Below are 25,565 nucleotides of genomic sequence, written 5' to 3'. Positions count from 1 at the left end.
TTAGTGTTTTTAAAAAACCCAACCCTTCCTTATTGACAAACCCGACAGGTTTTATCCCGAGGCTTCGGGACTGTCGGGTTTACTATGCGCAACTATCTTTGTCAAAGTTTTAAACTTTTACAAAGTTTTACGAAACCTGCAAATTCTGATTTTCTATTTTCACATTAAAACTAATTTCAGCTTTTAGTGCTTTGAAAACCTTAATTATAGTATCAATTGTTGCGCTATTTGCACTAGTTTCCAATTTAGAAATTTGTGCTTTTTTCACACCAATTAATTCTCCTAATTGCTCTTGAGTAAGGTTTCTTTCTTTTCTTGCGGTCTTGATCATTCTTCCTAAAATATCCATACGAAGTTCATATTCATATTGATCTCTATCAGGTGTACCAACTATACCAATATATTTATCTTTCATTTCAGAAAGAGAGTACGACTTAATTATTTTCTTTTCCATAATTTTGTTTTTTACTTATCTTGCAAATAGCGAATCCTTATTTTATTTGCTCTTTCAATCTCGTCAGTTGGAATTTTATCCACCTTTTTGAAAAAGCCATGAGTTGCAAAAACTAAAGTTTGTTTATTATCCGTTTTATCCCAAAATGCTAATAGCCTAATTTGAGTACCTCCAAATCTCACTCTAAATTCCCAAATCTCATCTTTCAATTTTTTAAATAATCTTGGATCATGACTTTTCTCTGCCAAATCAATATTATAAAATAATTTATTAATTATTTTTCTATCAAGTTTTGATATAAACTCATCAGCCTCTTCTAAAAATTTTGTTTCAAAATATTTCATTCAAATTGCATATAACAAAAATACCACAAAAGTTTCTAAATTTAGAAACTTTTGTGGTATTTTATATTTATTAATATTCTTTGTTCAAATACTTGTTATCAAAGCCTGAACGAGAACAAAGATAATAGATTATTTCTTATCTCTCTTAATCCAAAAAAAACCTCCCAAAACAGAAACAGGTGCAAAAACAAAAATTGCCAGCAATTGCGTCCAGGAACTACCACTCGATTTAAAAAGTGAAAAAGCAGCAAAACCAGCCATGATAATAAAAAGCACATAATTAACTTTTAAGTTTCTCGCCTTTGAAATTAATTGAGCAACTAGCCCACTTATAAACGAAAAAAAAGTTCCGTAAACAAATGTCAAAACCATAAATAACTTCGAAACATCTTCATGCGGGTTAACTCCTGAAAATTTAAAAAGAAATATAGAACTAATTACAAAAATAGCATACCCAAGTATAACACCTAATATTTGCTTTATCATGACTTAAAATTTTAAAACAATTAAAATCAATAAACTACAAAGTATAAAATTACCAAAATTAAAACACAAAATAAAAATCCAAAAAATTGAATTTGCCTTCGTTGACGATAATTAATCAGATAGTTTTCAGGATCAATATAATGCTTAACAAAAATTGCGGGATCTATAGTAATATCAGGTCTGTAATGCGCTGTTCCTAAAACAAAAGTCCTAATCAATTCCAACCGGTTAGAATAAATCATTGCAAAAAAGTGTTTCCCTAAAAAAGCATCATTATGAACCATAACTTTATCGTTAATTAAAACCGGCCAATAAAACTGATCAAATACTGCTTTCATAGGCGTATTTGAACTAACATCATATTTTGGTGGTTCCAAAATGTATTCAACTTTTTCTTTTTTAGCGAAACAATTCCACGGTAAATCTTTTATAATAACATTATTGAATTTATTTAGATAGCGAATTCCTTTTTCATCAATTATAGTTGTGGTGTACATTCTTTTTTTATAATAAAATAGCAATGCCGAAAAACTTACTAAAGCAAATAGAAATATCAAAAAAAAAGCAACCGTAGCAATTTCATCCAATCCGGTTTCATCAGAAGAATTAGTCATTATAAAAATTATTCCTGCCAGAAAGAATAAAAGAAAAAACACTCCAAAAAGCCCTAGTAAAACATTAATAAATACCATTGGTTTCGAAGTAACAGCTTTGAACGGCGGTAGTGATTTTTTTATCTGATTTTGCATTTTTAAATATATGATAAAATAATAAAAGAAGAAACCCGACAGAATTTAAAATTTGTCGGGTTCTTTATAAAATGAAATAATCTTAATGACTCAAATTTTCTATTTCTTTCGGATCATGTTTATGTTTAAATAAAATAGCAAAAGCAATCGCAATTACTAAAGCGTAAGCTGCAAATGACAGCCAGATGGTATGCCAGTCTTTCATTAAAATTGGATTTGCAAAAACTCCATCTGTAGAAATTGAATTTCCCTGACTTTTTACAAACTCTAACATTTTTGAGTTTGAAGAATCTGTTTGTAAAAATCCGGCTAATTCACTTGTATTTGAAAACGATTTTGTAAAGAAACGATCAATTGCCCAACCTGAGGTTAAACTTCCTAAAACTGCTCCTACTCCATTGGTCATCATCATAAATAATCCTTGTGCTGATGAACGTATTTTAGAATCGGTATTGCTTTCTACGAATAACGAACCTGAAATATTAAAGAAGTCAAATGCCATCCCGTAAACGATACATGACAAGATAATCATCCATAAACCTGTTACAGGATCTCCAAAGGCAAATAATCCGAAACGTAAAACCCACGCAAGCATACTAATAAGCATTACCTGTTTGATTCCGAAACGTCGTAAGAAAAACGGAATTGCCAGAATAAACAAGGTTTCAGAAACCTGTGAAATCGACATAATAATCGTCGAATATTTAATTACGAAAGAATCTGCATATTTTGGAAAATGTTTAAACTCATCCAGAAATACATCTCCGTAAGCATTTGTTAATTGCAAAGCCCCTCCTAAAAACATAGAAAAAACAAAAAACAAAGCCATTTTATAGTTTCCAAATAACTTAAAAGCTTCTAAACCTAATGTTTCTGTTAATGAAGCATCTTCTTTGGTCAATCTTTGTGGCTCACATTTTGGCAATGTAAAAGCATAAATTCCAAGAATTAAAGCTCCAATTCCTGCAATATAAAATTGATATTCTGTGGCTTTACTTCCACTTAAATTGGTAATCCACATTGCGGCAATAAAACCAATAGTTCCCCAAACACGAATTGGCGGAAAATCTTTTACAATGTTTTTATTATTTAATTTTAATGAAGTATATGAAATTGAATTACTCAATGCAATTGTGGGCATATAGCAACACATTGCTGCAAGCATTACATAAATAAAATTATCAGGAGTTGTAACTTGTGCAATACCAAATAAAACTAAAGCATATGTTATATGCAAATAACCATATAATTTTTCGGCATTTACCCATCTGTCAGCAATAATTCCGGTCAAAGTAGGCATAAATAAAGAAGCAATTCCCATAGTTCCGAAAACAAGACCAAATTGAGTTCCTTCCCAATTTTTAGTTCCAAACCAATAATTTCCAATTGTTATAAGCCAGGCTCCCCAAACAAAAAATTGAAGAAAGCTCATTATAATCAACCTGTTTTTAATGCCCATATGATGAATTTGTCTTTAGAAATAAATGAAGCGGTAAAACTACCATTAAAAATGATATCTACAAAAAATTAAACTGTTTTAACAACGTCATTTATTAATTCTAAAACAGCAGCAAATTGTTCTTCTCTGCTTAAGTAAGAATTATCTATTTCAATTGCATCATCTGCAATAATTAAAGGAGAATCTTCGCGGTGTGTATCTATATAATCTCTTTCTACTACATTTTTTAAAACATCTTCATAAGAAACATTGTCTCCTTTTTGCTGTAATTCATAAAAACGTCTTTGCGCGCGGGTTTCGGCACTGGCAGTCATGAATATTTTAAGTTCTGCATTTGGAAAAACTACAGTTCCTATATCCCTGCCATCCATCACGATAGCTTTGTTAGTTCCCATTTCCTGTTGTTGTTCAACTAATTTGGTGCGTACTTCAGAAACTTCGGCTACTTTGCTTACAAAACTGGAAACCTCAATTGTTCTAATTGGTTTTTCGACATTTTCACCATTTAAATACATCTCAGCAAAACCTAAATCAGCATTGTATCTAAACTCTAATTGAATTTTTGGTAAAGATTCAATCAAAGCTGCTTTGTCAAAAAAATCAGCACCAATAAACTCATGCTGCATTGCAAAATAAGCCACAGCGCGGTACATTGCTCCGGTATCTACATATACATATTCAAGTTCTTTTGCCAATTGTTTTGCCAAAGTGCTTTTTCCTGTTGATGAAAATCCGTCGATAGCAATAGTAATCTTTTTCAATGTTTTATGTTTTAGTTTTTATTATTTTAAGAGCTTTTCAATAATAAATACACATCAAAATATTAGATTCTGATGCATCAATTATTTTGGCTATTCTTTCAAAGTATCTTTTATTGACCATTGGACAGCCATAACTGTTGCAAATGTAGCCATCTTTCTCGTTATATGGAACATCGTAATAATAATGAAAAACAATATCTCGTTTGAAGGCATTATTGTTAGTAGAATCTAATCCATATAATTTATAAGCCTTTCCAAACTTACCTTTGTAATGATTTCCAATTGAATATTTTCCTAATGAAGTACTTAACGAATTAGGTACATTGCTAAATTGAAGTTTTCCTTTTACTCCAGTTTCAGAGCCAGAGCCGTGAGCGACCAATCCCTTGTCTATAATTTTATCTGTTTTTAAATCATAAACAAAAAATCGATTTTTGCCTGATGGTATTTTCATATCTATAAAAAAGGCAACATCCTTATTATACTTAGGATCATTACTGATTATCTTTTTTATTTTATTAACATGAGAATTGATTCTGTTGTTCGTTGCTACATCAGAATCAGGTTTAACATCCTTATAGATAAACCTGTAAGCAATAAATGCCAACAATATAAAAAACAAGATAACGAAGAGCTTTTTCATAGAAATTGCAAAAAAAATCTTTTATGATCTAAAACAAAAAACTGTTTTAGATCATAAAAGATTTATGTGAGTTTTATTTTATCCAAACGAATAAAATTTTAATAATAAATATCTAAAACTATTTTCGATTTAGAATTATCAATTATTTTTTCTATTCTTTTAAAAAATTGTTCATTAACCATTGGACAGCCTTTGCTGCGTGATATATAATAATCTTGTTCTTCCTCTGGAACTGCAGAATAATGATGTAAAACTATCGCTCTTTTTAAAGCATTGCTATTGGTCTCATCTAATCCGTTTAGTCTGTAAGCTTTTCCAAAAATCCCTTTATAACATTTTTCGATCGAATATCTGCCTAATGCGGTACAGTTAGAATTTGGTTCATTGCTAAATTTTAATTCTCCTCTAACCGGAGTTTCAGAACCTGATCCGTGTGCTACAAGTCCCTGGTCAAGAATTTTATTGTTTACCAGATCGTAAACAAAAAAACGATTTTTACCTGACTTTATTCTCATGTCAACTAAAAAGGCGATCTTTTTACTGTACTTCGAATCAGTACTAATCACTTCCTTAATTTCATTTAACTGATTATTAAATCTTTCGATTTCGGCATCAGTCATGTTTTCATTTTTAAAATTTAATTTTGAGGTATTAAAAAAACCTGCAGTAACAAAAAGAATCAAATAAAATAGCTTCATAAATTACCTAATTATTGAAAGTTTATGATTAGTCCAAAAAGACTCGAATTACCCGCTAATGTGTATCGTGAATATGAATAATTAAATTTTAAACGGTTCATTCTTAAACCGAAACCCAAAGAAATACCAGAGAAATTACGCTGATCATTGATTCTCAATTCCTCACCTCTTCTAAAGTTGTAACCTAAACGCAAATTAACTGCTTTTTGTGGAAAAAGTTCTGCCCCAATAACAACATGTCTTAAAGCATTATTTACAAAGGAAACTTTCTCTTCACTTGTTGTTCCGTCGATATTGGTTTCACCACGCACAGGATTCGAAAAGGAAACGTTCCATTGTTGTAAATTTTCTAAAGAAAGATGCCAGCGCAGTGGCACATGCTCTAATTCTTGCGACACTCCTGCAATGATTTCAAGTGGTAATTTTTCCTGTATTCCTGAATATGTTGTAAACTGAGTTCCTATATTTCGAACTACAAGTGCCAGATTTAAATCATTTTTTTCAACTATGTATAAAAAGCCTAAATCAATTGCGCCTCCAAACGAATTATAACTTTCTAATGTTGAAGTTATTAACTTTGCATTTACTCCAACATGAACATCTGTAAATGGTATATTGTATGCATAACCAAACGATAACGCTGCTTCACTACCAGTAAAGTCAGATGTTGCCTGACCATTTTCATCATAACCTTCAAATGTTCCGTAGTTAATATAGCTTATTCCGGCATGAAAAGTTTGTACATGTCGATCATAAGTATAAGCATAAGAAGCAGTTCCATAAGATGCTTCTCCATAATAACTACCATAATTCATAGCCAGATGATTGTCCATATCCTGGTTTAGGGTAGCTGGATTAAACATGACCTGATTAACATCTTCATCATAAATCGTTATTGTTTTACCACCTAATGCCGCCTGTCTTGGTGATGTCGTTAAATTTAGAAATTCATAGGTGTAGCGCCCACCAATTTGTCCGAAGGAAACCGAACAAAATAGTATCATAAAAAATAAAACAAATTGTTTTACCATATTTTTTTTGGCGTTCCTATATGGGAATAACGCAAAGACAAAGATAAAATTATATAACTTATAAAATAATTTTATATGAAATTCCAATTGAAAAAAACACCAAAAATTAAATTCCAAATTCCAATTGAATTGAATTCAAAAAAAAAAAAAAAACAAATCCCAATCTTTAAGTAAAGTTTGGAATTTGGAATTTTTAATCCCGATAGCTATCGGGATGGAATTTACAATTGAAATTTTTTATTTCAATGTTTTAGCATTTTTAGCATTTTGATCCGTCAAAGCCAAAGCCAGAACTTCGCTCATTTCTTTTACATAATGAAAAGTCAAACCTTCTAGATATTCGGCTTTAATTTCATCGATATCACTTTTGTTTTCGTGACATAAAATGATTTCTTTAATACCTGCTCTTTTTGCAGCTAAGATTTTTTCTTTGATTCCGCCAACAGGTAAAACTTTTCCACGAAGTGTAATTTCTCCTGTCATGGCAAGACTCTTCTTCACTTTCTTTTGTGTCAATAATGAAACCAATGACGTTAACATTGCAATACCGGCACTTGGTCCGTCTTTAGGCGTTGCACCTTCGGGAACGTGTAAATGGATATTATATTTTTGAAATAATTCTACACCTAAGCCAAGTTTTTTAGCATTTGCTTTAATATATTCCAAAGCAATTGTTGCAGATTCTTTCATTACATTTCCTAAGTTTCCGGTAATTGTTAAAGCACCTTTTCCTTCAGAAATTAAAGATTCTATAAATAAAATATCACCGCCAACACTTGTCCAGGCAAGACCTGTAACAACTCCGGCAACATCATTATTTTCATATTTATCACGCTCTAATCTTGGTACACCCAAAACAGTTACAATATCTTCATCTGTAACTTTTTTGTTGTACTCCTCTTCCATAGCAACAGCTTTTGCTGCGTTACGGATAACCTGAGCAATTTTTGTTTCCAGATTACGTACACCAGATTCACGTGTATAACCTTCTACGATTTTCTCTAATTGTTTTTTTCCAATTGTCAAATCTTTCGAAGTTAATCCGTGTGCTTCTAATTGTTTTGGAAATAAATGTCTTTTTGCTATTTCAACTTTTTCTTCAATTGTATAACCTGACATTTTAATTACTTCCATTCTGTCACGCAATGCTGGCTGAATCGCCGACATATTGTTTGAAGTGGCAATAAACATAACTTTAGATAAATCATAACCCATTTCAAGGAAATTATCATAAAAAGCATTGTTTTGTTCCGGATCTAAAACTTCCAATAAAGCTGAAGACGGATCGCCGCTATTTCCACTTGATAATTTATCTATTTCATCTAAAATAAAAACAGGATTTGATGTTCCGGCTTTTTTCAAACTTTGTATGATTCGACCTGGCATGGCGCCAATATAGGTTTTTCTGTGTCCGCGAATTTCTGCTTCGTCACGTAAACCACCCAAGGAAATACGAACATATTCACGTCCTAAAGCTTCGGCAACAGAACGACCAATAGAAGTTTTACCAACTCCCGGAGGTCCTGTTAAACAAATAATTGGCGATTTCATATCGTTACGAAGTTTCAATACAGCCAAATGTTCGATCATTCTTTTCTTCACTTCTTCAAGTCCGAAATGATCTTTATCTAATATTTTCTGAGCAAATTTCAAATCAAATTTATCTTTAGAATATTCGCCCCATGGCAATTCTAAAAATAACTCAAGATAATTTCTTTGAATACCAAAATCCGGCGATTGCGGATTCATTCTACGCATTTTAGACAATTCTTTTTCGAAGTGTTTTTGCGTTTTTTCATCCCACTTTTTGGTTTTCGCTTTCAGTCCCATTTCGTCCATTTCTTCTTCCTGCGAAACGCCTCCCAATTCTTCCTGAATGGTTTTCATTTGCTGATGAAGGAAATACTCACGTTGCTGCTGATCTAAATCAAAACGAACTTTTGACTGAATGTCATTCTTCAATTCTAATTTTTGCAGCTCAACATTCATGTAACGCAAAGTTTCAAGCGCGCGTTCTTTTAAGCCGTTTATCGATAATAAATCTTGCTTTTCTTTTACCGATAAATTCATGTTTGAAGAAACAAAATTGATTAAAAACGATTGGCTTTCAATGTTTTTAATCGCAAAAGTTGCTTCTGAAGGAATGTTTGGACTTTCTTTTATAATTTGAATGGCCAACTCTTTTACAGAATCTAGAATAGCCGTAAATTCACTGTCGTTTTCTTCAGGACGTTTTTCTTCAACTTCTTTAATAGTTGCTGTCAAATAAGGTTCTTCTGAAACAACCTGGTCAATTTCAAAGCGTTTTTTTCCTTGTAAAATAACCGTAACATTTCCGTCAGGCATTTTCAAAACGCGTAGAATTCTGGCTACAGTTCCTATTTTATGAATATCATCTTTTGATGGATCTTCGTCTTCTTCATTAATTTGAGAAACAACTCCAATGATTTTTCCACCGGCATTTGCATCATTAATTAATTTTATTGATTTATCTCTTCCTGCAGAAATCGGAATAACGACACCCGGAAATAAAACGGTATTACGTAAAGGTAAAATTGGTAACGAAAGCGGAAGTTCTTCATTGTTCATTTCCTCTTCGTCTTCCGGAGTTAATAATGGAATTAATTCTGCTTCTGAATCAAATTCTTGAAGTGACAGATTGTCAATAGTAAGTATTTTATGATTTGACATAATATTATATAAGTCGTTTTGTCATTAAAAGTTAAATTCTAACTGCAAAGTTAACCTTAAATACAACAGTTTTTGTTAAAAGTATAATAAGTGTTTCGTTTACAACGTAGGCCATAAAAATAGACAATCATTGTGCCAAATGCAAAATAGTCAGTTTTGAAATTTATCTTTTCTTCCTTATTTATCTTTTATAAAATCCTGGATATAAAAAAACCCGAAAGTAATTTCGGGTTTTTGTTTTATTATGGTTCTTTATTATTTTAAAGAATAAGAAACTAATACGCTTACTGTACTTCCAGAAGTCATTTTAATTATACCAACATCTTTGGCAACCCAATAGTCTACAGTTACAGAACTTGCGGTTTGTCCTTCCATTTTTGTTTCCATAAGAAATTTAAATTTAATTACATCCTTATATGAAACACTATTAACTGTTGCTGTTGCACCTTTTTCTAAAATTGTACCTGTATAGTTAACATTTAATTTTATTACAGGAACACCCGGGAAATCAAATGAAGTTTCTTGTGTATAACTTCCTGTCCAGGTTTTATTTACTTCTAAATAATCTTTAAAGAAAATGAATTCATAACCAGTTGTTTTACCTGTAATACCATTTGCATTGTATATTACGTCAGCAATTTTAATGTAATAATCTCCTTTAACTTTTTTGATGGCAGCAGTAGCGCTTCCTTCTCCTCCATCCTGAGCAAGTGAAAACTGATTGAATTTAAAGTAAGTGTCGTCATTTACTTTTTCTGAACTAATAATTTTCATTGTACTTTCTGTTCCATTCTGATCCAGAACCCATTGATTATTAACTGCTGTAGGCCAATAATCTCCTGTTGAAGCTTCTGCAGTATTTTCATTATCCGAATCATTCGAACAAGAAATAAATAACGAACTTGACATCAATAATGCCAATAAAGCAATACTTTTAATTTTTCTCATGGTTAAATTTGTTTTTAGTGCTCCAAAATTAACATAAAAAACGATTTTTTTAGCATTTTTTTAACAAACTAATTCTTCAAAACAAACAATTTCGTAATACATTATATTTCAGTATTTTAAACTTAATCCTTATAAAAATAAAGTATGTTTTAAGAACTACTATCGAAATAGACTTAAAATAATTTTAAAAAAATAATCAAAACTGTAACAAACCAAAAAAAGCAAAGTCATTATAAAAAACTAGCAACCATTACTTGAATATAACTAATCAAAATATCGAAGAATTAATTGCGCTTTGCAAATTAAATAATCAAAAGGCGCAATTTGAAATTTACAATCGTTACTGTAAAGCTATGTACAATGTAGCTTACAGAATTGTAAAAGACGAACATTTTGCACAAGACGTCATGCAGGAAGGTTTCCTGAAAGCTTTTACAAAAATTAACGATTATAAACAAGAAGTTGCATTTGGAGCCTGGCTTAAAAAAATCATTATTAATTATAGTATTGATTTTTATAAAAAAAATAATGCTTTCCAAATGGATGACCTGAACAAAACACTTTATAAAATAGAAGAAAATGATGATTTTTTTTCTGAAAATATCGATTTAAATTCACTTAAAGTGAAACAAGTTTTAGATGCTATTTCAGGTTTAAAAGATAATTATCGAATGGTTTTGACGCTTTTTTACATTGAAGGTTATGATCAGGAAGAGATTAGTGAAATCTTAAACATTAGTTATGCAAATTGCAGAACTACGTTAAGCAGAGCTAAAGAAAATTTACGAAAAAAATTAGAGGATATATGAAAAAGGAAAATGACAATTTAGACGAGTTATTTAAAAAATTGGAGAATCAATGGGATGTTCACGAAATGAGTTCTGATCATCAGGTAGATTTTTTGAATAAATTGAATAAAAAACAGCCACAGAAAAAAAATTATGCCGGTTGGGCCATTGCGGCTTCGATAGCTTTATTATTAGGGATTTCTGTTTTGTATAACAATAACGAAAAACCAAAAGAATTCAAATTTGCATCGCAGGAAACCAAACGCACAGATTCTATTTTTAATATTTTAATCGAAAATGAACTTGTTAAATTAAAAGAAAAGAGTTCTCCTGAAAATGAACAAATCATAAATGATGCTTTAAAACAAATGAAAGTTTTTGATGCTGATTATGAAAAAATCATAAAAGAAGTTCAGAAAAACGGTGAAAACAAACAAATCATTTATGCGATGATTAGCAATCTGCAAACCAGAATCTCCTTTTTACAGACGGTTTTGCAGCGTATCGAAGAAAATGAAAATTTAAAAAACACAACTCATGAAAAAACATTATAACATACTTATTTTATTCATCTTGCTTCCTTTTTTAGGGTTTTCAAATGATGATACGGTAATTTCAAAACAAAAAAATATCAAAAAAACATATATCGTAAATTCTAATGCAGGAATCGATATCGAAAATAAATACGGAAACATTACTGTAAGTACCTGGGATGAAGATAAAATTGATCTTGATATTACTATAAAAGTAACGGGAGGAAATGAAAACTGGGTAAATGAAAGATTAAATAGTATTGATATTGATATAACTGCCTTAAAAGGATTGGTTTCTGCGATTACCAAACTTGGAAATTCTTCTATAAAAAGTGGTGGAAGCAGCAATAGCTTTGAAATCAATTATGTAATTAAAATTCCGAAAAACGGAACTGTAAAGCTGGATAATAAGTACGGTAATATTACAATTCTGAGTTTAGAATCTACAACTGATATTTCGTGCAAATACGGTAAAGTTAATTTAGGAAAGCTAAACGGATCCAATAATCGTATTCATATTGAATATTGCCAAAACTCAACTATTGACTATATCAAAAACGGAACTATTGAAGCTCGTTATTCTGGTTTGAAAATCGTTGATTCGGGTAATTTAAATTTAGATACAAATTATACAGATTTGGTTATTTCCGAAGGACAAAATATAAAATACGATTGTAATTACGGGAACTTTAGGTTTCAAAAGATAAATTCATTCTCAGGATCTGGAAATTATCTGACGGTTAATATTGCCGAAATTTCAAATAGTGTCAATCTGGATACCAATTACAGCAAAATAAATATATCAACAATAACAGATAAGGCAAATAATGTCAACATTAACTCAACTTATTCTGATGTAGCCTTGGGGTATGACACTAATTACTCTTTTGATTTTGATATTAATACGAGATACGGAAATATCAAAAGCGATAATTCTCTGGATGTTTCTGTTACTGAAAGTAAAAGCACCAGTAAAAGAATAAGTGGTTTCAACAAGAAAAAAGGTCAAAATAAAGTAGTCGTCAATTCAAATTACGGCAGTGTATCATTAATCAAAAAACAATAATCAAAAATCAAAACAATGAAAAAATCAATTCAATTATTAGTTTGCGGCGCATTTTTAATGGGGTTCATTGCAAATGCACAATCATCAAAAATAAAAGGAAATGGCAAAGTGGTTACAGAAACAAAAACTACAGGAGATTATGACGCTATAAAAATTGGTGGTTCTTTTGATGTAAATCTTGTAGCGGGGAAAGAAGGAAAAATTATACTTAAAGGAGAAGAAAATTTATTATCTGTTATCAAAGTTGAAGTTGAAGATAATACTTTAAAGATTTATGTTGATAAAATGGTCAATATCCGACCAACTTCTAAAATTGAAATTACAGTTCCGTTTGAAAAAATTTCTGCTATAAGTCTGGCCGGCTCGGGAGATGTTAGAACAAAAGATCAAATTAAAAGCGACACTTTTGCAGCAAAATTATCAGGTTCAGGAAACTTTAATTTGAATGTCAATTCTAATGATTTTCAATTGAATTTAAGCGGTTCCGGAGATGTTACTCTAAAAGGTTCTGCAGATAAATTTACTTCGAAACTTGCGGGATCAGGAAATGTAAATGCTTCAGATTTAAAATCAAAAACTGTTGAAGCCAATGTTTCAGGTTCTGGAAACAGTACTGTAAACTGCGAAGGAAGTTTAACTGCCAGAGTTGCAGGTTCAGGAAATATTAAATATTTTGGAAACCCTGAAAAACGTGACGTAAAAGTTTCCGGATCAGGAAATATTACAAAAGGTTAATTCAAAAAAAGCTCAATACTAAATATATTACAATCATCAATCCGTTTTAAAACGAACAAAATCATCCTTTTTAGTATTGAGCTTTTTCTATAAATTTTCTACTTAAATAACAAAACTAAGTCAGGTGTTTTATTAATTTAAAACGCCTTTTTTTGGCACTCTTCGTAATAATAAAATACCTACTGTAAAAAATACGCCTAATACTACAATTGCATATCTGGGGCTTCCGGTAATTTGATCAATTGCGCCGTAAACACACATTCCAATTACGATTCCTATTTTTTCGGCAACATCATAAAAACTAAAAAAAGATGCTGTATCATCAGATTCCGGCAATAATTTAGAATAAGTAGATCGTGATAAGGCCTGAACTCCTCCCATTACAAATCCTGCCAATGTAGCCATCGCATAAAAATGTATTGGCAGCCAGATAAAATAAACAATAACACAAAAAATTACCCAAATAGAATTTATTACAATTAGGGTTGGAATATTACCATATTTTGCAGAAGCTTTAGAAGTTAGAACGGCTCCAATAACAGCTACTAACTGTATTAATAAAATACAAATAATTAAACCTTTTGTGCTATCAGCCTGAGATGGCCAATCAATTTCCTGAGCACCAAAGTAGGTTGCTGCAATCATAACGGTCTGTACAGCCATACTGTAAACAAAATAACTGCTCAAATATCTTTTTAAGGAGATGTTTTCTTCCAGTAATTTCCATACTTTTTTTAATTCTTTAAAACCATTAAAGATTACATCTTTATTTACTTTTTGATCTTCTTTTTTATTTCCTTTTGGTAAATAATAATAAGTATATTGACTAAAGCCAATCCACCAAATTCCAACCATTAAAAATGAGTAGCGCATCGCTTTCATAGCAGCTTCGCCTTCAGTCCCTGTTATGCCAAAAATTTTCGGTTTCATGATCATCGCAAGATTAACAATCATTAAAATAACGCTTCCTATATATCCTAAAGAATATCCTTTGGCACTTAGTTTATCTTGCTGTTCAGGAAAAGCAATATCAGGCAGGTAAGAATTATAAAAAACCAAACTTCCCCAAAAACCAATCAATCCCAAAAAGTAAAAAAGTAAGCCAATGTATATGTTTTCAAGGTTAAACCAATATAAACCCATACAGGACAAAGCGCCCATATAGCAAAAGAATTTCATAAAAGTTTTTTTATTCCCCACATAATCAGCAATACCAGATAATAATGGCGAAATAAAAGCAACAACCAAAAATGCTGCAGCAGTTATAAAACTTATTAAAGCAGAATTTTTAAGATTCATTCCGAAAACATCTATATAATGATCTTTGTCTGAAAATAATGCTTCGTAAAAAATTGGAAAAACGGCCGATGAAATAACCAATGGATAAACTGAATTTGCCCAATCGTAAAAAGCCCATGCATTTAATAATTTTTTATCTCCTTTGTTTAAATCTGCCATATTTATGAATTTGGTTGCTAAATTATTTCTTTTTTTCTATAATTGGATATAATATTCATAAATCGTACATTAATAAATTATTATTTAATCGCAATTAATTGACTTAATGATAAGTACAAAAAAAAAAGCTACTCTAAAAGAATAGCTTTATATATTTTTTTGATATAGATAATCTTGTTTTATCTGATAACACCAACTTTTGCAGCTGTCGCCCTTGCATCAGGAATTAATGCTTTTAAATTTGCAATTCTTGTTGCGTCAGAAGGGTGTGTACTCATAAATTCAGGAGTTCCCGATCCGCCAGATTTAGCCGACATTCTGCTCCAAAATGCAATTGAATCATCGGGATTGTAACCTGCAATTGCCATAAGTGTCAAACCAATTTTGTCGGCTTCACTTTCATTGCTTCTGCTAAATGGAAGCATTACTCCTACTTCAGAACCAACTCCGTAAGCTTGCGAAAATATGGCTCTTGTTGACTCAGATTTACCGCTTGTTGCAGCGTCTAAAGCAACTCCTCCAATTTGCTGCAATTGTGCTGCACTCATTCTTTGTGCTCCGTGATTAGCCAATGCGTGAGAAACTTCATGCCCCATAACAGTTGCCAAACCTGATTCATCCTGAGTGATTGGCAAAATTCCTGAATAAACCACGATTTTACCTCCTGGTAAACACCAGGCATTTACTTCTTTGTTTTCTACCAATTTGTATTCCCAACGGTAATCTTTTAAATATTGCGTTTGTCCTAAAAAAGTTAAGTATCTTTCTGCAGCAGCTTTAATTTTACTGCCCACAAGATCTACTCTTTTAGCATCTGCAGTTCCTGTAATAACTTTATTTTCTGAAATAAAAGCATTGTACTGTTGAAATGAAGTTGGAAATAACTCGCTGTTTGATACAAAGTTAAGAGTTGATTTTCCTGTTACAGGATTTGTCGCACATGCAGCTAGTAAAAGCGCCGCAAAGGCGGTTAAGAAAAAGTAATTTTTCATGGTGATAGATTTTAATATAAAATAAAAATACGATTATTTTTAATAGGTATTTTTATATAATTAAAACGAAACGTATCATAATTATTATTATTGTCCAATAATATGTAATTCGGTAAATTCTTTATCAATAATCAGGAAATAATTTTCTTCAAATCTTTCACTATCAAATTCCACTTTTTCGTTATCAATCTCTATTTCAGTTACTTTGAATGGCAATCCAATTAAATTAATTTTATATCTACTATAAGGCGTATCGTATTTTCCTTCTTTATGCAATTGAATAATAAGTTCTTTTTCTTTTCCGATGGTTCTAAAAGATAAAAAGCTGTAACGTCCTTTTTTATAATCGTAACCATCTTGTGCATCTTCGTAAACTACTGATTTTTCCTTACCATTTTTATAATATAAATCCAGCGTTAATTCATCAAATTCAAGTTCACCTACATATTGCTGAACAGGATATTTCGGGATAATTGCTCCAGCTTTTACAAAAACCGGAATTTCATCAAATTTGGTATCGATCCAAACTTCTCTTCCACCTGTTGTAAACTCATTTGTCCAGTAATTGTACCATTCTCCTCTTGGAATATACATACGTCTTCCTAAAGAATTAGGCTCAAGAATTGGACAGACTAATATTTGATTTCCGAAGATAAATTCATCGTTACGATAATGTGTTTGGGTATCATCCTGATCGTAGTAAACCAATGGTTTCAGCATTGGGATACCTTCTTCTATATATTGCCAAAACATGGTATACAAATAAGGCAATAGCTGATAACGTAAGCTCACAAATTTTCGGGTAATATTGATCACTTCTTCATCAAAAGCCCATGGTTCCTGATTGCCGTGATCTCCAGAAGAATGCGTTCTGCAGAAAGGATGAAAAACACCCAACTGAATCCAGCGTGCATATAATTCTCCAGTTGGCTGTTCTGCAAATCCACCAATATCAGAACCCGTAAAGCCCATTCCTGAAATACACATTCTTTGTACCTGAATATTGGCAATCCATAAATGTTCCCAAGTTGCTACGTTATCACCTGTCCATGATGATGTATAACGCTGTGCACCTGAATATGCCGATCTTGTAATTACAAATGGACGTTTAGGATATGCAAAACGCTTTACTCCATGATAAGTGGCACGAGCCATTTGTGTACCATAAATGTTGTGTGCTTTTCTATGGCTACAAGGATTTCCATCATACATATGACGTACATCCATTGGAAACGTTTTATTCGGAACTTCCATAACAGCAGGTTCGTTCATATCATTCCAAACCCCTTTTACACCAAAGTCCGAAATTAATTCTTTAAATAAGCCCGCCCACCATTCTCTCACTACCGGATTTGTATAATCCGGAAAATTACATTCTCCCGGCCAGACTTTTCCTTTCATGTAAGGTCCATCTGCTCTTTTACAGAAATAATCTTTTTCAAGAGCTTCCTGGTAAACCCAATAATTCTTATCAATTTTAATTCCCGGATCGATGATTACAATTGTTTTAAAACCATCTTCGGCTAATTCTGCAATCATTCGTTTTGGGTCTGGAAAATATTCACTACTCCAGGTAAAACATCGAAAACCTTCCATATAATCGATATCCAGATAGATAGCATCACAGGGGATTTTTAATTCTCTAAATTTTGAAGTGATTTCTTTTACTTTGCTTTCCGGATAATAACTCCATTTACATTGGTGATAGCCCAAAACCCAAAGTGGCGGTAATTCTGGTTTACCTGTTAAATCAGTATAAGTTGTAACAACATCCTGCATTTGAGGACCGTAAATAAAATAATAGTTCATTTCACCACCTTCGGCCCAAAAACTGGCAACATTTCTTCTTTCCTGACAAAAATCAAAGAAAGTTCGGAAAGTATTATCAAAGAATATCCCGTATGATTGTTTGTTGTGTAAACCAATGTAAAAAGGAACAACTTTATACAATGGATCTTGTTCTTTTTGAAAAGCGTACTGATCTGTCGCAAAATTTTCTAATCTTTTGCCTTTTAAATTCATTTGCGTGGCTTTGTCGCCTAGACCGTAAAAACATTCTCCATCTTTGGATGATTTACTCATTTTTACAATATTTCCGCCATATTCATAACTTTCTTCCCAATGAAAGCCAAGCTCATCTTCAAGAATTAGAAAATCATTGAGGTCATAAATAGACAAACGAAGATCCTGTTTTTGAATTTTACACTTTACTTTACTGGTTCTTATTTGAAAATAAGTTTCCTCTTCGGTTAATTCTAAAAAATTATAGCCGTGCAATTGTGTTTTATCTATTGCGTATGAAAAATCATTGCTGAAATAACCTTTTGTAGTAAATCGAAACCGAATTAAACTGTCTCGAAGAATAGTGACTTTTAAGATTACTTTGTTGTCTGTATGAAAAAAGATGGTATCTCCTTCATGTTCGTGCGAAACAATTTTTGATGGATATAAATCGCCTTTATACTCTAGTGCTGTATTTGTAATCATACGCTAAATGAATTAATTATAGAACTCCAATCTTTATCTCAAACATACAAAAAAACTTAATAAGCCTCTCTGAATAAAAGGATTATTCACGAAAACGATTTTTCTGAATGACTATTAAATTACATCTCAAAAAATCAGGAAATCGATAATTTAAGAATGCAAAACTGATAAAATTGCATTACGAAATAAAGATTAAATTTTTATTGAAAGGAATAAACTGTTACGCTTAAGGGAGGTAAAGTTAATTCTACAGAATAATCTCTTCCATCATAGGAAACAGTTTGAACTTTTAATGTTTCTGAATTCCCTACTCCACTTCCGCCATATATAATTGAATCGCTATTAAAAATCTCTTTCAATTTTCCTTTTTGCGGAATTCCGATTCTATAATTTTCCCTTATCACTTGTGTGAAATTACAAACAACAATTACATTTTCTTTCTCGATATTTCCTTTTCTGATATAAGACAAAACTGCATTTTGATGATCTGAATAATTTATCCATTCAAAACCTTCGCCAGTAAACTGTTTTTCATATAATGCAGGATGAGTTTTATATAAATGATTCAAATCTGTGATTATCTTTTTTATGCCCAAATGATAATCATATTGAAGTAAATGCCAATCTAAACTTTTCTCGAAATTCCATTCATCACTTTGTCCAAATTCTGACCCCATAAACAATAGTTTAGTTCCGGGATGTGTAAACATATAACCGTATAACAAACGCAGGTTAGCAAATTTTTGCCACTCGTCGCCAGGCATTTTATTGGCAATAGATTTTTTCCCATAAACCACTTCATCATGTGAAAATGGCAACATAAAATTTTCGGTAAAGGCATATGTCATCGAAAATGTCAAATCATTTTGGTGGTATTTGCGATAGACGGTTTCTTTCTGAAAATATTTTAATGTATCGTGCATCCAGCCCATCATCCATTTCATTCCAAAACCTAAACCTCCGGTAAAAGTTGGTCTCGATACCATTGGAAAAGAAGTACTTTCTTCTGCAATTGTCTGAACTCCGTCAAAATTAGCATAGATAACTTCATTAAATTCTTTAAGAAAACTTATAGTATCAAGATTTTCTCTTCCTCCATAAATATTGGGTTCCCATTCGCCTTCATTTCGCGAATAATCAAGATATAACATCGAAGCTACGGCATCAACTCTTAGACCATCTGCATGATAATTTTGCAGCCAGAAAACAGCATTACTTATTAAAAAAGCACGAACTTCATTTCTACCATAATTAAAAACCAAACTTTTCCAATCAGGATGATAACCTTTTCTACGATCCGGATGTTCGTATAAATGTGATCCGTCAAAAAAGCCTAAACCGTGTGCATCATCCGGAAAATGTGATGGAACCCAGTCTAAAATAACGCCAATTCCAGCCTGATGCAGCTTATCAACCAAAACCATAAAATCCTGAGGTTTTCCAAAACGGGAAGTTGGCGCAAAATATCCAGTTAATTGATATCCCCATGACGGATCGTAAGGATATTCCATAATTGGCATAAATTCAACATGTGTAAATCCGGTTTCTTTTACATAATTAACCAAATCATCCGCAAGCTCTAAATAGGTTAAAAACCGATTTTGATCACCTCTTTTCCAAGATCCTAAATGAACCTCATATACAGAATAAGGTTTATCCAGCTTATTACTTTCCTGACGTGATTTCATCCAGTTTTCGTCTTTCCAGTTATAATCCAAATCCCAGACAACCGAAGCCGTGTGAGGTGGTTTTTCACAATATAAAGCAAAAGGATCTGCTTTTTCGGTTACAACGCCATCAATATTAGATTGAATTTTATATTTATAAAGTGCTCCTTTTTCTATATGTGGAATAAATCCTTCCCAAATTCCGGACGAATCCCATCGAACTTGCAATAAATGTTCTCCTTGTGTCCAATAATTAAAATCTCCAACAACAGAAACTGATTGCGCAGTTGGAGCCCAAACGGCAAAATAAACACCTTTTTCTCCATTGACTTCAATTAAATGTGCTCCTAATTTTTCATATAATTGGAAGTGCTTTCCTGCTTTGAATAAATCAATATCGAAATCAGTAAATAAAGAATGCGTGATTACTTTAGACATATTTGGTTTTTAAGGCAATAATTAATTTTGAAATTTTATTCAATTCTGAAATTATCTGAGAGAATTGCGCCTTTTTTAATAACTACAATTCCATCTTTTATGCTGTATAATTCGTTGGTAAAATTATCTAAATGTTTTCCTCCGCTTATGTGAACATTATTTCCTATGCGGACATTTTTATCTATTAAAGCATTGCTTATAAAACAATTATCTCCAATTCCAATATGGATTTTATTAATAGTACTTTCATGGTTCATTTCATCAAGATCCTGGTAAAAATCATTTCCCATCACATAACAGTTTTGCAACACAGTTCCTGTACCAATTCTGGAACGGATACCAATTACAGAACTTATTATTTCTTTGGCATTAATAATACAACCCTCAGAAATCAATGATTGATTTATAATTGAATTTCTAAATTTTGATGGCGGTAATAATCTTGGTCTTGTGAAGATTTTATTCTCATTATCAAACAAATTGAATTCCGGAATATCAGCAGTTAGACCAATATTAGCTTCAAAAAATGATTCAATATTTCCTATATCCGTCCAATATCCTTCATATTGATAACTTAGAATTTTATGTTTTCCAACGGCCTGTGGTATAATTTCTTTTCCAAAATCTTTCGTTTCAGTATCAGACATTAAATCTTCCAGCAATTGTTTATTGAAAATGTAAATCCCCATTGATGCTAAATACTTTTTACCTTTTTCCTGCATTTGTTCACTTACCTCAGATTCCCATTCAGGCAATAAAGATGCATCTGGTTTTTCTATAAAAGCTTCAACACAATTCTCGTGATTGGTTTTAAGAATACCAAATTCAGGAGCATCTTTGGCATTTACAGGTAAAGTCGCAATAGATATCGCAGCATCTGCAGCAATATGGGCTTCTAACATTTCGTTAAAATCCATTTGATATAATTGATCTCCGGATAGGATTAAAGCATGATCAAATTCATGCTTTTGAAAATGCGACATACATTGTCGAACTGCATCTGCAGTTCCCTGAAACCATGTTGGATTATCAGGTGTTTGTTCTGCTGCCAAAATATCAACAAATGATTGACTGAAAATACTGAAATTGAAAGTGTTTTTGATATGAGCATTTAAAGAAGCAGAGTTGAACTGTGTTAGGACAAATATTTTGAAAATATCTGAATTGATACAATTTGAAATTGGAATATCTACCAGTCTATATTTTCCTCCAATTGGTACTGCAGGTTTTGATCTCGTTTCTGTTAATGGAAACAAGCGGGAACCTTGTCCTCCTCCTAAAATAATGGCAACGACATTTTTCTTTTTAAACTTCATTTTTCTCAATTATTAGGTTGTATATCTCGATATATTCTTGGCAAACTCTTTCCCAGGAATGATCAATGCTCATTCCTGTTTTTATAACTTTATTTAAATTTATTTTATCATCGTATAATTTTACAGCGCGATTTATAGAATAACAAATATCACCAACCGAGGCCTGATCATGACAAATCCCATTACCATTATCGCCAAAATCAACTACAGTATCACGCAGACCTCCTGTCCTCCTGACAATCGGAATTGTTCCATAACGCAACGCATACATTTGATTTAAACCACATGGCTCAACTCTTGAAGGCATTAAAATATAATCTGAACCTGCATAAATCAGATGTGCTAATTCTTCATTATAACCAATGAAAACATTGTAATTTCCCTTATAATCATTCCGTAGCTGCATTAATTGTTCTTCAATTAGGGAATTTCCAGAACCCAAAATCAAAATATTGATATTTTCAAAATTTTCCGACAAGGCCAATGCCGAAGCCTGAGGCAATAAATCTCCTCCTTTTTCCTCAAATAAACGCCCAATAAAACTAAAAAGAGGTTTTCCGGGATCTAATTCAAATTGCTCACACAAGTTTTCCTTGTTCATTTGTTTTCCAACTTCAAAACTATCAATCGAATAATTTTGTACAATCATTTTGTCTTTAGAAGGATCCCAAACTTCGATGTCAATTCCGTTTAAAATACCTTTTGATTTACTTTGAACCGAATTAAATAAAGACTCTAAGCCATTTGCTGAATAGTTTATTTCGTTTAAATAACTCGGAGACACCGTCGTAACAGCATGTGCGCATTTAACTCCAACAGCCAATGAATTCAAAGAACTTCCCCATTCCAGAAAGCCAACATGAATTAAATCGAACTCAGGTAAATAATGTAGTTTATCAAAACCAAACCAACCTTGATATAAACCGTTATGAATTGTAATTACCGTTCTTACACTTTTTAAACTTTCATATTTATAAGCATATTTTAGCAAAAATGGAACTAATCCAGTATGATGATCATGACAATTTATTACATCAGGAATTGTTTTTCTGGCTAAAAGCCAATCTAAGGTTGCAATTTGAAAAGAAAAAAAACGCTCAATATCATCTTCATATCCATAAACATTTGGTCTGTCAAATAGTTCCTTAATTTCTATCAGATATAATTCATAACCCAGTTTATTTGAAGTTTCTTTTAAAACACTAAAAGGAAAATCAAAATTTCCCAATTTAACATTTCCCCAATGAACACATTCAAAGTTATTTTCTTTTTTAAATTTTGTATCATAACAAGGAACCACAACTCTAACAAGATTACCCGCAGCAGCTTGATATTTAGGTAATGCACCAACAACATCGGCCAAACCACCAACCTTTACCATTGGATAACATTCTGCACTGATATGAAATATTTCCATGTTAGAAATTTATAGGTTTAATAGTAAAATTAATTCTCAAATTATTTTTTAAATAAGCAATTATTAATATGTTACTTTTATGTTTTTTAAATTTAGGAAAAAATAAACAAAATTAAGCCTCAAAAAAATATTTATTGATATGACAAAAAATATAACTAATCCTACTAAATCATTAAAAATTCCGCAGTTTATAATTATATCCTGTAAAATTTGTGCTTTTATCTCAACAAAATTAGTTACGTCATATGCTGCTAAGCTATTCACAACTCCGATAAAACATAAAGTTCCAAAACGGGAGCTTGAAATGGATATAAAAAGCATTCAAAATAAAATCTATATTCCTAAAATTGACAAAAGTGTAGTAACTTATAAATATGGGGAAAGTGATCGCAAAATTTTATTGGTTCATGGATGGTCAGGGAGAGGAACACAACTATTTAAAATTGCTGATGAACTTTTAAAACTAGGTTATTCTACAATTAGCTTTGATGCACCTGCACATGGAAAATCTAAAGGAAAAACCACAATTATGTCTGATTTTATCGCATCAATATTAGAAATTGAAAAACAGTACGGACCGTTTGAGGTTGCTATTGGTCATTCCCTTGGTGGAATGTCGGTACTAAATGCAATTAAAGATGGTTTACAAGTAAATAAAGCAGTAATAATTGGTAGTGGAGATATAGTTCAAGATATCTTAGATGATTTTACTGCTAAATTACGTTTAAAACAAGAAATTAGTGAGCGATTACGTAATTTGTTTGAAGAGAAATATCAGGTAAAAATGGATGATTTTTCAGCATATAAAGCAGCACAAAAAATACAAATTCCAGTTTTGGTAATACACGACAAAGATGATCCAGAAGTTCCTGTAAAAGCAGGAATTCATATTCACGAACAACTTAAAAACGGGATTTTATATATTACTGAAGGTCTCGGGCACCGAAAAATACTTGGAAATCAAAATGTGATAAAAAAGATATTAGAATTTATTTAAAGTGCTTAAATTTGTGTTAGTTACATTTTTAATTGTATAATTCTAAAGAAAAACAAAATGGATTTATTTGGAGAAATATCTGATTGGGAAAGTAAACTAAAACCTCTTTTGAAAAAATATAAAGGAAAAAAACACCCTTTAGATTATCAAAACATCTATCAATTGTTGGTGATGGTAGTTCTATCAGCACAAGATTCTGATGCAAACATTAATAAAATTGCTCCACTCTTATTCAAAAAATATCCCACTTTAAATAGTCTGTCTAAAACTGATTTAGAGACATTTACTCCCTATATAAGTAAGGTTCGAAATTATCCAACAAAAGCACAATGGCTTCTGGAAATTGCTAAGTTTATTAAAGATGATAAAGACATACCTTTAAATATGAAGGAATTAACAGCTTTAAAAGGTATTGGTAGAAAATCTGCAAATGTGATTCTAAGAGAAAGCCACAAACCAGCAGAAGGAATAATTGCAGATTTACATGTAATACGTGTAAGTCCAAGAATTGGTATAATAAAAGAACGTAAAGATGGAAATAAGGTTGAAAAAGATCTTATGCAGGCATTACCAAAAAATATATGGTCAGAGATAGGAATGGCTCTCTCATTCTTAGGACGGGAAACCTGCAGACCAAAACCAAAGTGCGAAGAATGTCTAATCACAGATTCTTGTCATTACTATCTAACAGAAGTAATATAACTATTATTTCCTTCTGGTATCAATTAAATAGATAATCTTCCATGAATCTTTTTCTTTGAATAAAGTAAAAGCATTAACTCCAGAATGGCTCAATTTATCATTTAAATAAAATTCATAAGGAGTCCAAACATGCGCCATACTCCCATCTATTTGGATATTATAATTCAAGATTTTCTCCTCAAATTTTAAATTAGAAGGTATTGAAGCGATAGACTTGTAGAATTCCTTTATATTCTCTTCAGATAACTTATTTCCTTTGGTTACACTTTCACTAATAGATTGCAAAATAAGTTTATCAGAACAAACTGACTTCAATTTAATTGTGTCTTTTTGATGAAATGCTTCAAAAAAAGATTCAATGGCTTTCTGCACATCCTGCTGTTGTGCATTTGAAGATAATCCCGCAAACATTAAAATTATAATAAAATATATTCTCATAATTGATACTTTTCTTAAACTGAAACTGACTTATCTAATACAAAGATATTAAAAGATAATTCATGATGAATAATAAGAAAGTGTAGAAGAGCAAACTCCAAAATAAGAAGATTTTATATTTCAAAATGTTTTAAAAACAAAAAACCCTATCCGTATTGGATAGGGTTTTTCAAAAGAAAGGCGACGACATACTCTCCCACATAACTGCAGTACCATCTGCGCAGGCGGGCTTAACTACTCTGTTCGGGATGGGAAGAGGTGAGCCCC

Annotated in this window: 24 protein-coding genes and 1 rRNA gene; 6 read left to right on the top strand and 19 right to left on the bottom strand. The window is 31.6% G+C overall.

The window, feature by feature from the left end; translation table 11 throughout:
* Positions 1-127 precede the first annotated feature (127 nt).
* The 11 genes from BUE22_RS21885 to BUE22_RS21835 form a co-directional block, all read right to left on the bottom strand.
* A complete protein-coding gene (locus tag BUE22_RS21885) occupies positions 128-454 on the bottom strand; it encodes a helix-turn-helix domain-containing protein (protein WP_042566767.1) in 327 nt (108 codons plus the stop codon).
* A gap of 11 nt (positions 455-465) precedes the next feature.
* Positions 466-798: a type II toxin-antitoxin system RelE/ParE family toxin gene (locus BUE22_RS21880; RefSeq protein WP_042566766.1), complete on the bottom strand. Its 333-nt coding sequence runs from the start codon at positions 796-798 to the stop codon at positions 466-468.
* A gap of 129 nt (positions 799-927) precedes the next feature.
* On the bottom strand, positions 928-1,284 hold the full coding sequence (locus BUE22_RS21875; RefSeq protein WP_073398111.1) for a hypothetical protein: 357 nt from the start codon (positions 1,282-1,284) through the stop codon (positions 928-930).
* Positions 1,285-1,310: 26 nt separating this feature from the next.
* On the bottom strand, positions 1,311-2,033 hold the full coding sequence (locus BUE22_RS21870) for a hypothetical protein (protein WP_073398110.1): 723 nt from the start codon (positions 2,031-2,033) through the stop codon (positions 1,311-1,313).
* Between the two features lie 82 nt (positions 2,034-2,115).
* On the bottom strand, positions 2,116-3,492 hold the full coding sequence (locus BUE22_RS21865; protein ID WP_073398109.1) for a nucleoside permease: 1,377 nt from the start codon (positions 3,490-3,492) through the stop codon (positions 2,116-2,118).
* A gap of 68 nt (positions 3,493-3,560) precedes the next feature.
* Complete coding sequence (cmk, locus tag BUE22_RS21860; protein ID WP_073398108.1) at positions 3,561-4,253, bottom strand: (d)CMP kinase; 693 nt, start codon at positions 4,251-4,253, stop codon at positions 3,561-3,563.
* 37 nt (positions 4,254-4,290) lie between these two features.
* Positions 4,291-4,896 carry a murein L,D-transpeptidase catalytic domain-containing protein gene (locus BUE22_RS21855; RefSeq protein WP_073398107.1) on the bottom strand — a complete coding sequence of 202 codons (606 nt, stop codon included), beginning with the start codon at positions 4,894-4,896 and terminating at the stop codon, positions 4,291-4,293.
* Positions 4,897-4,994: 98 nt separating this feature from the next.
* On the bottom strand, positions 4,995-5,594 hold the full coding sequence (locus tag BUE22_RS21850; RefSeq protein WP_073398106.1) for a murein L,D-transpeptidase catalytic domain-containing protein: 600 nt from the start codon (positions 5,592-5,594) through the stop codon (positions 4,995-4,997).
* Positions 5,595-5,605: 11 nt separating this feature from the next.
* Positions 5,606-6,625 carry a type IX secretion system protein PorQ gene (gene porQ, locus BUE22_RS21845; RefSeq protein ID WP_073398105.1) on the bottom strand — a complete coding sequence of 340 codons (1,020 nt, stop codon included), beginning with the start codon at positions 6,623-6,625 and terminating at the stop codon, positions 5,606-5,608.
* A gap of 237 nt (positions 6,626-6,862) precedes the next feature.
* Positions 6,863-9,316, bottom strand: a complete 2,454-nt coding sequence (gene lon, locus BUE22_RS21840; protein ID WP_073398104.1) for an endopeptidase La — start codon at positions 9,314-9,316, stop codon at positions 6,863-6,865.
* Between the two features lie 255 nt (positions 9,317-9,571).
* Positions 9,572-10,264, bottom strand: coding sequence for a hypothetical protein (locus BUE22_RS21835; RefSeq protein ID WP_073398103.1), 693 nt, complete (start codon positions 10,262-10,264; stop codon positions 9,572-9,574).
* A 254-nt stretch (positions 10,265-10,518) separates the two neighbouring features.
* Here BUE22_RS21835 and BUE22_RS21830 point away from each other — a divergent pair, with 254 nt between their 5' ends.
* From BUE22_RS21830 to BUE22_RS21815, 4 genes are read left to right on the top strand one after another with little or no spacing between them, the layout of a single operon-like run.
* Positions 10,519-11,073: an RNA polymerase sigma factor gene (locus BUE22_RS21830; protein WP_042565277.1), complete on the top strand. Its 555-nt coding sequence runs from the start codon at positions 10,519-10,521 to the stop codon at positions 11,071-11,073.
* Positions 11,070-11,606 (top strand): anti-sigma factor, encoded by a 537-nt coding sequence (locus BUE22_RS21825; RefSeq protein ID WP_073398102.1) that lies wholly within the window; start codon positions 11,070-11,072, stop codon positions 11,604-11,606. Before BUE22_RS21830 ends, BUE22_RS21825 begins: the two co-directional genes overlap by 4 nt.
* On the top strand, positions 11,590-12,651 hold the full coding sequence (locus BUE22_RS21820; protein ID WP_073398101.1) for a DUF4097 family beta strand repeat-containing protein: 1,062 nt from the start codon (positions 11,590-11,592) through the stop codon (positions 12,649-12,651). Before BUE22_RS21825 ends, BUE22_RS21820 begins: the two co-directional genes overlap by 17 nt.
* Positions 12,652-12,666: 15 nt before the next feature.
* Positions 12,667-13,386, top strand: a complete 720-nt coding sequence (locus tag BUE22_RS21815) for a head GIN domain-containing protein (protein ID WP_073398100.1) — start codon at positions 12,667-12,669, stop codon at positions 13,384-13,386.
* Between the two features lie 132 nt (positions 13,387-13,518).
* On the opposite strand, the gene BUE22_RS21810 is transcribed toward BUE22_RS21815, so the two are convergent.
* From BUE22_RS21810 to BUE22_RS21785, 6 genes are all read right to left on the bottom strand, one after another.
* Positions 13,519-14,844: an MFS transporter gene (locus tag BUE22_RS21810; protein ID WP_073398099.1), complete on the bottom strand. Its 1,326-nt coding sequence runs from the start codon at positions 14,842-14,844 to the stop codon at positions 13,519-13,521.
* A gap of 179 nt (positions 14,845-15,023) precedes the next feature.
* Positions 15,024-15,836, bottom strand: a complete 813-nt coding sequence (locus tag BUE22_RS21805) for a M48 family metallopeptidase (protein WP_042565272.1) — start codon at positions 15,834-15,836, stop codon at positions 15,024-15,026.
* An 87-nt stretch (positions 15,837-15,923) separates the two neighbouring features.
* Positions 15,924-18,323 carry a glycoside hydrolase family 31 protein gene (locus BUE22_RS21800; RefSeq protein ID WP_073398098.1) on the bottom strand — a complete coding sequence of 800 codons (2,400 nt, stop codon included), beginning with the start codon at positions 18,321-18,323 and terminating at the stop codon, positions 15,924-15,926.
* A 200-nt stretch (positions 18,324-18,523) separates the two neighbouring features.
* The gene (gene glgB / locus BUE22_RS21795) at positions 18,524-20,428 is read right to left on the bottom strand and encodes a 1,4-alpha-glucan branching protein GlgB (protein WP_073398097.1); all 1,905 of its coding nucleotides are present in this window, start codon (positions 20,426-20,428) and stop codon (positions 18,524-18,526) included.
* A 35-nt stretch (positions 20,429-20,463) separates the two neighbouring features.
* Complete coding sequence (locus tag BUE22_RS21790; protein ID WP_042565279.1) at positions 20,464-21,744, bottom strand: glucose-1-phosphate adenylyltransferase; 1,281 nt, start codon at positions 21,742-21,744, stop codon at positions 20,464-20,466.
* Positions 21,734-23,161 (bottom strand): glycogen synthase, encoded by a 1,428-nt coding sequence (locus BUE22_RS21785; RefSeq protein ID WP_073398096.1) that lies wholly within the window; start codon positions 23,159-23,161, stop codon positions 21,734-21,736. Before BUE22_RS21785 ends, BUE22_RS21790 begins: the two co-directional genes overlap by 11 nt.
* Positions 23,162-23,300: 139 nt before the next feature.
* Here BUE22_RS21785 and BUE22_RS21780 point away from each other — a divergent pair, with 139 nt between their 5' ends.
* The gene (locus BUE22_RS21780) at positions 23,301-24,158 is read left to right on the top strand and encodes an alpha/beta hydrolase (RefSeq protein WP_073398095.1); all 858 of its coding nucleotides are present in this window, start codon (positions 23,301-23,303) and stop codon (positions 24,156-24,158) included.
* 57 nt (positions 24,159-24,215) lie between these two features.
* Positions 24,216-24,860, top strand: a complete 645-nt coding sequence (locus BUE22_RS21775; protein WP_073398094.1) for an endonuclease III domain-containing protein — start codon at positions 24,216-24,218, stop codon at positions 24,858-24,860.
* A gap of 3 nt (positions 24,861-24,863) precedes the next feature.
* Here the strand turns inward: BUE22_RS21775 and BUE22_RS21770 are convergent, their stop codons facing one another.
* The gene (locus BUE22_RS21770; protein WP_073398093.1) at positions 24,864-25,298 is read right to left on the bottom strand and encodes a Cif family virulence factor; all 435 of its coding nucleotides are present in this window, start codon (positions 25,296-25,298) and stop codon (positions 24,864-24,866) included.
* A gap of 175 nt (positions 25,299-25,473) precedes the next feature.
* Positions 25,474-25,565: ribosomal RNA gene (gene rrf / locus BUE22_RS21765) — 5S ribosomal RNA — on the bottom strand; the annotation flags it as partial.

It is taken from the genome of Flavobacterium pectinovorum (assembly GCF_900142715.1).
Lineage (GTDB): Bacteria > Bacteroidota > Bacteroidia > Flavobacteriales > Flavobacteriaceae > Flavobacterium > Flavobacterium pectinovorum.
This window is presented reverse-complemented; position numbering and strand designations above follow the sequence as displayed.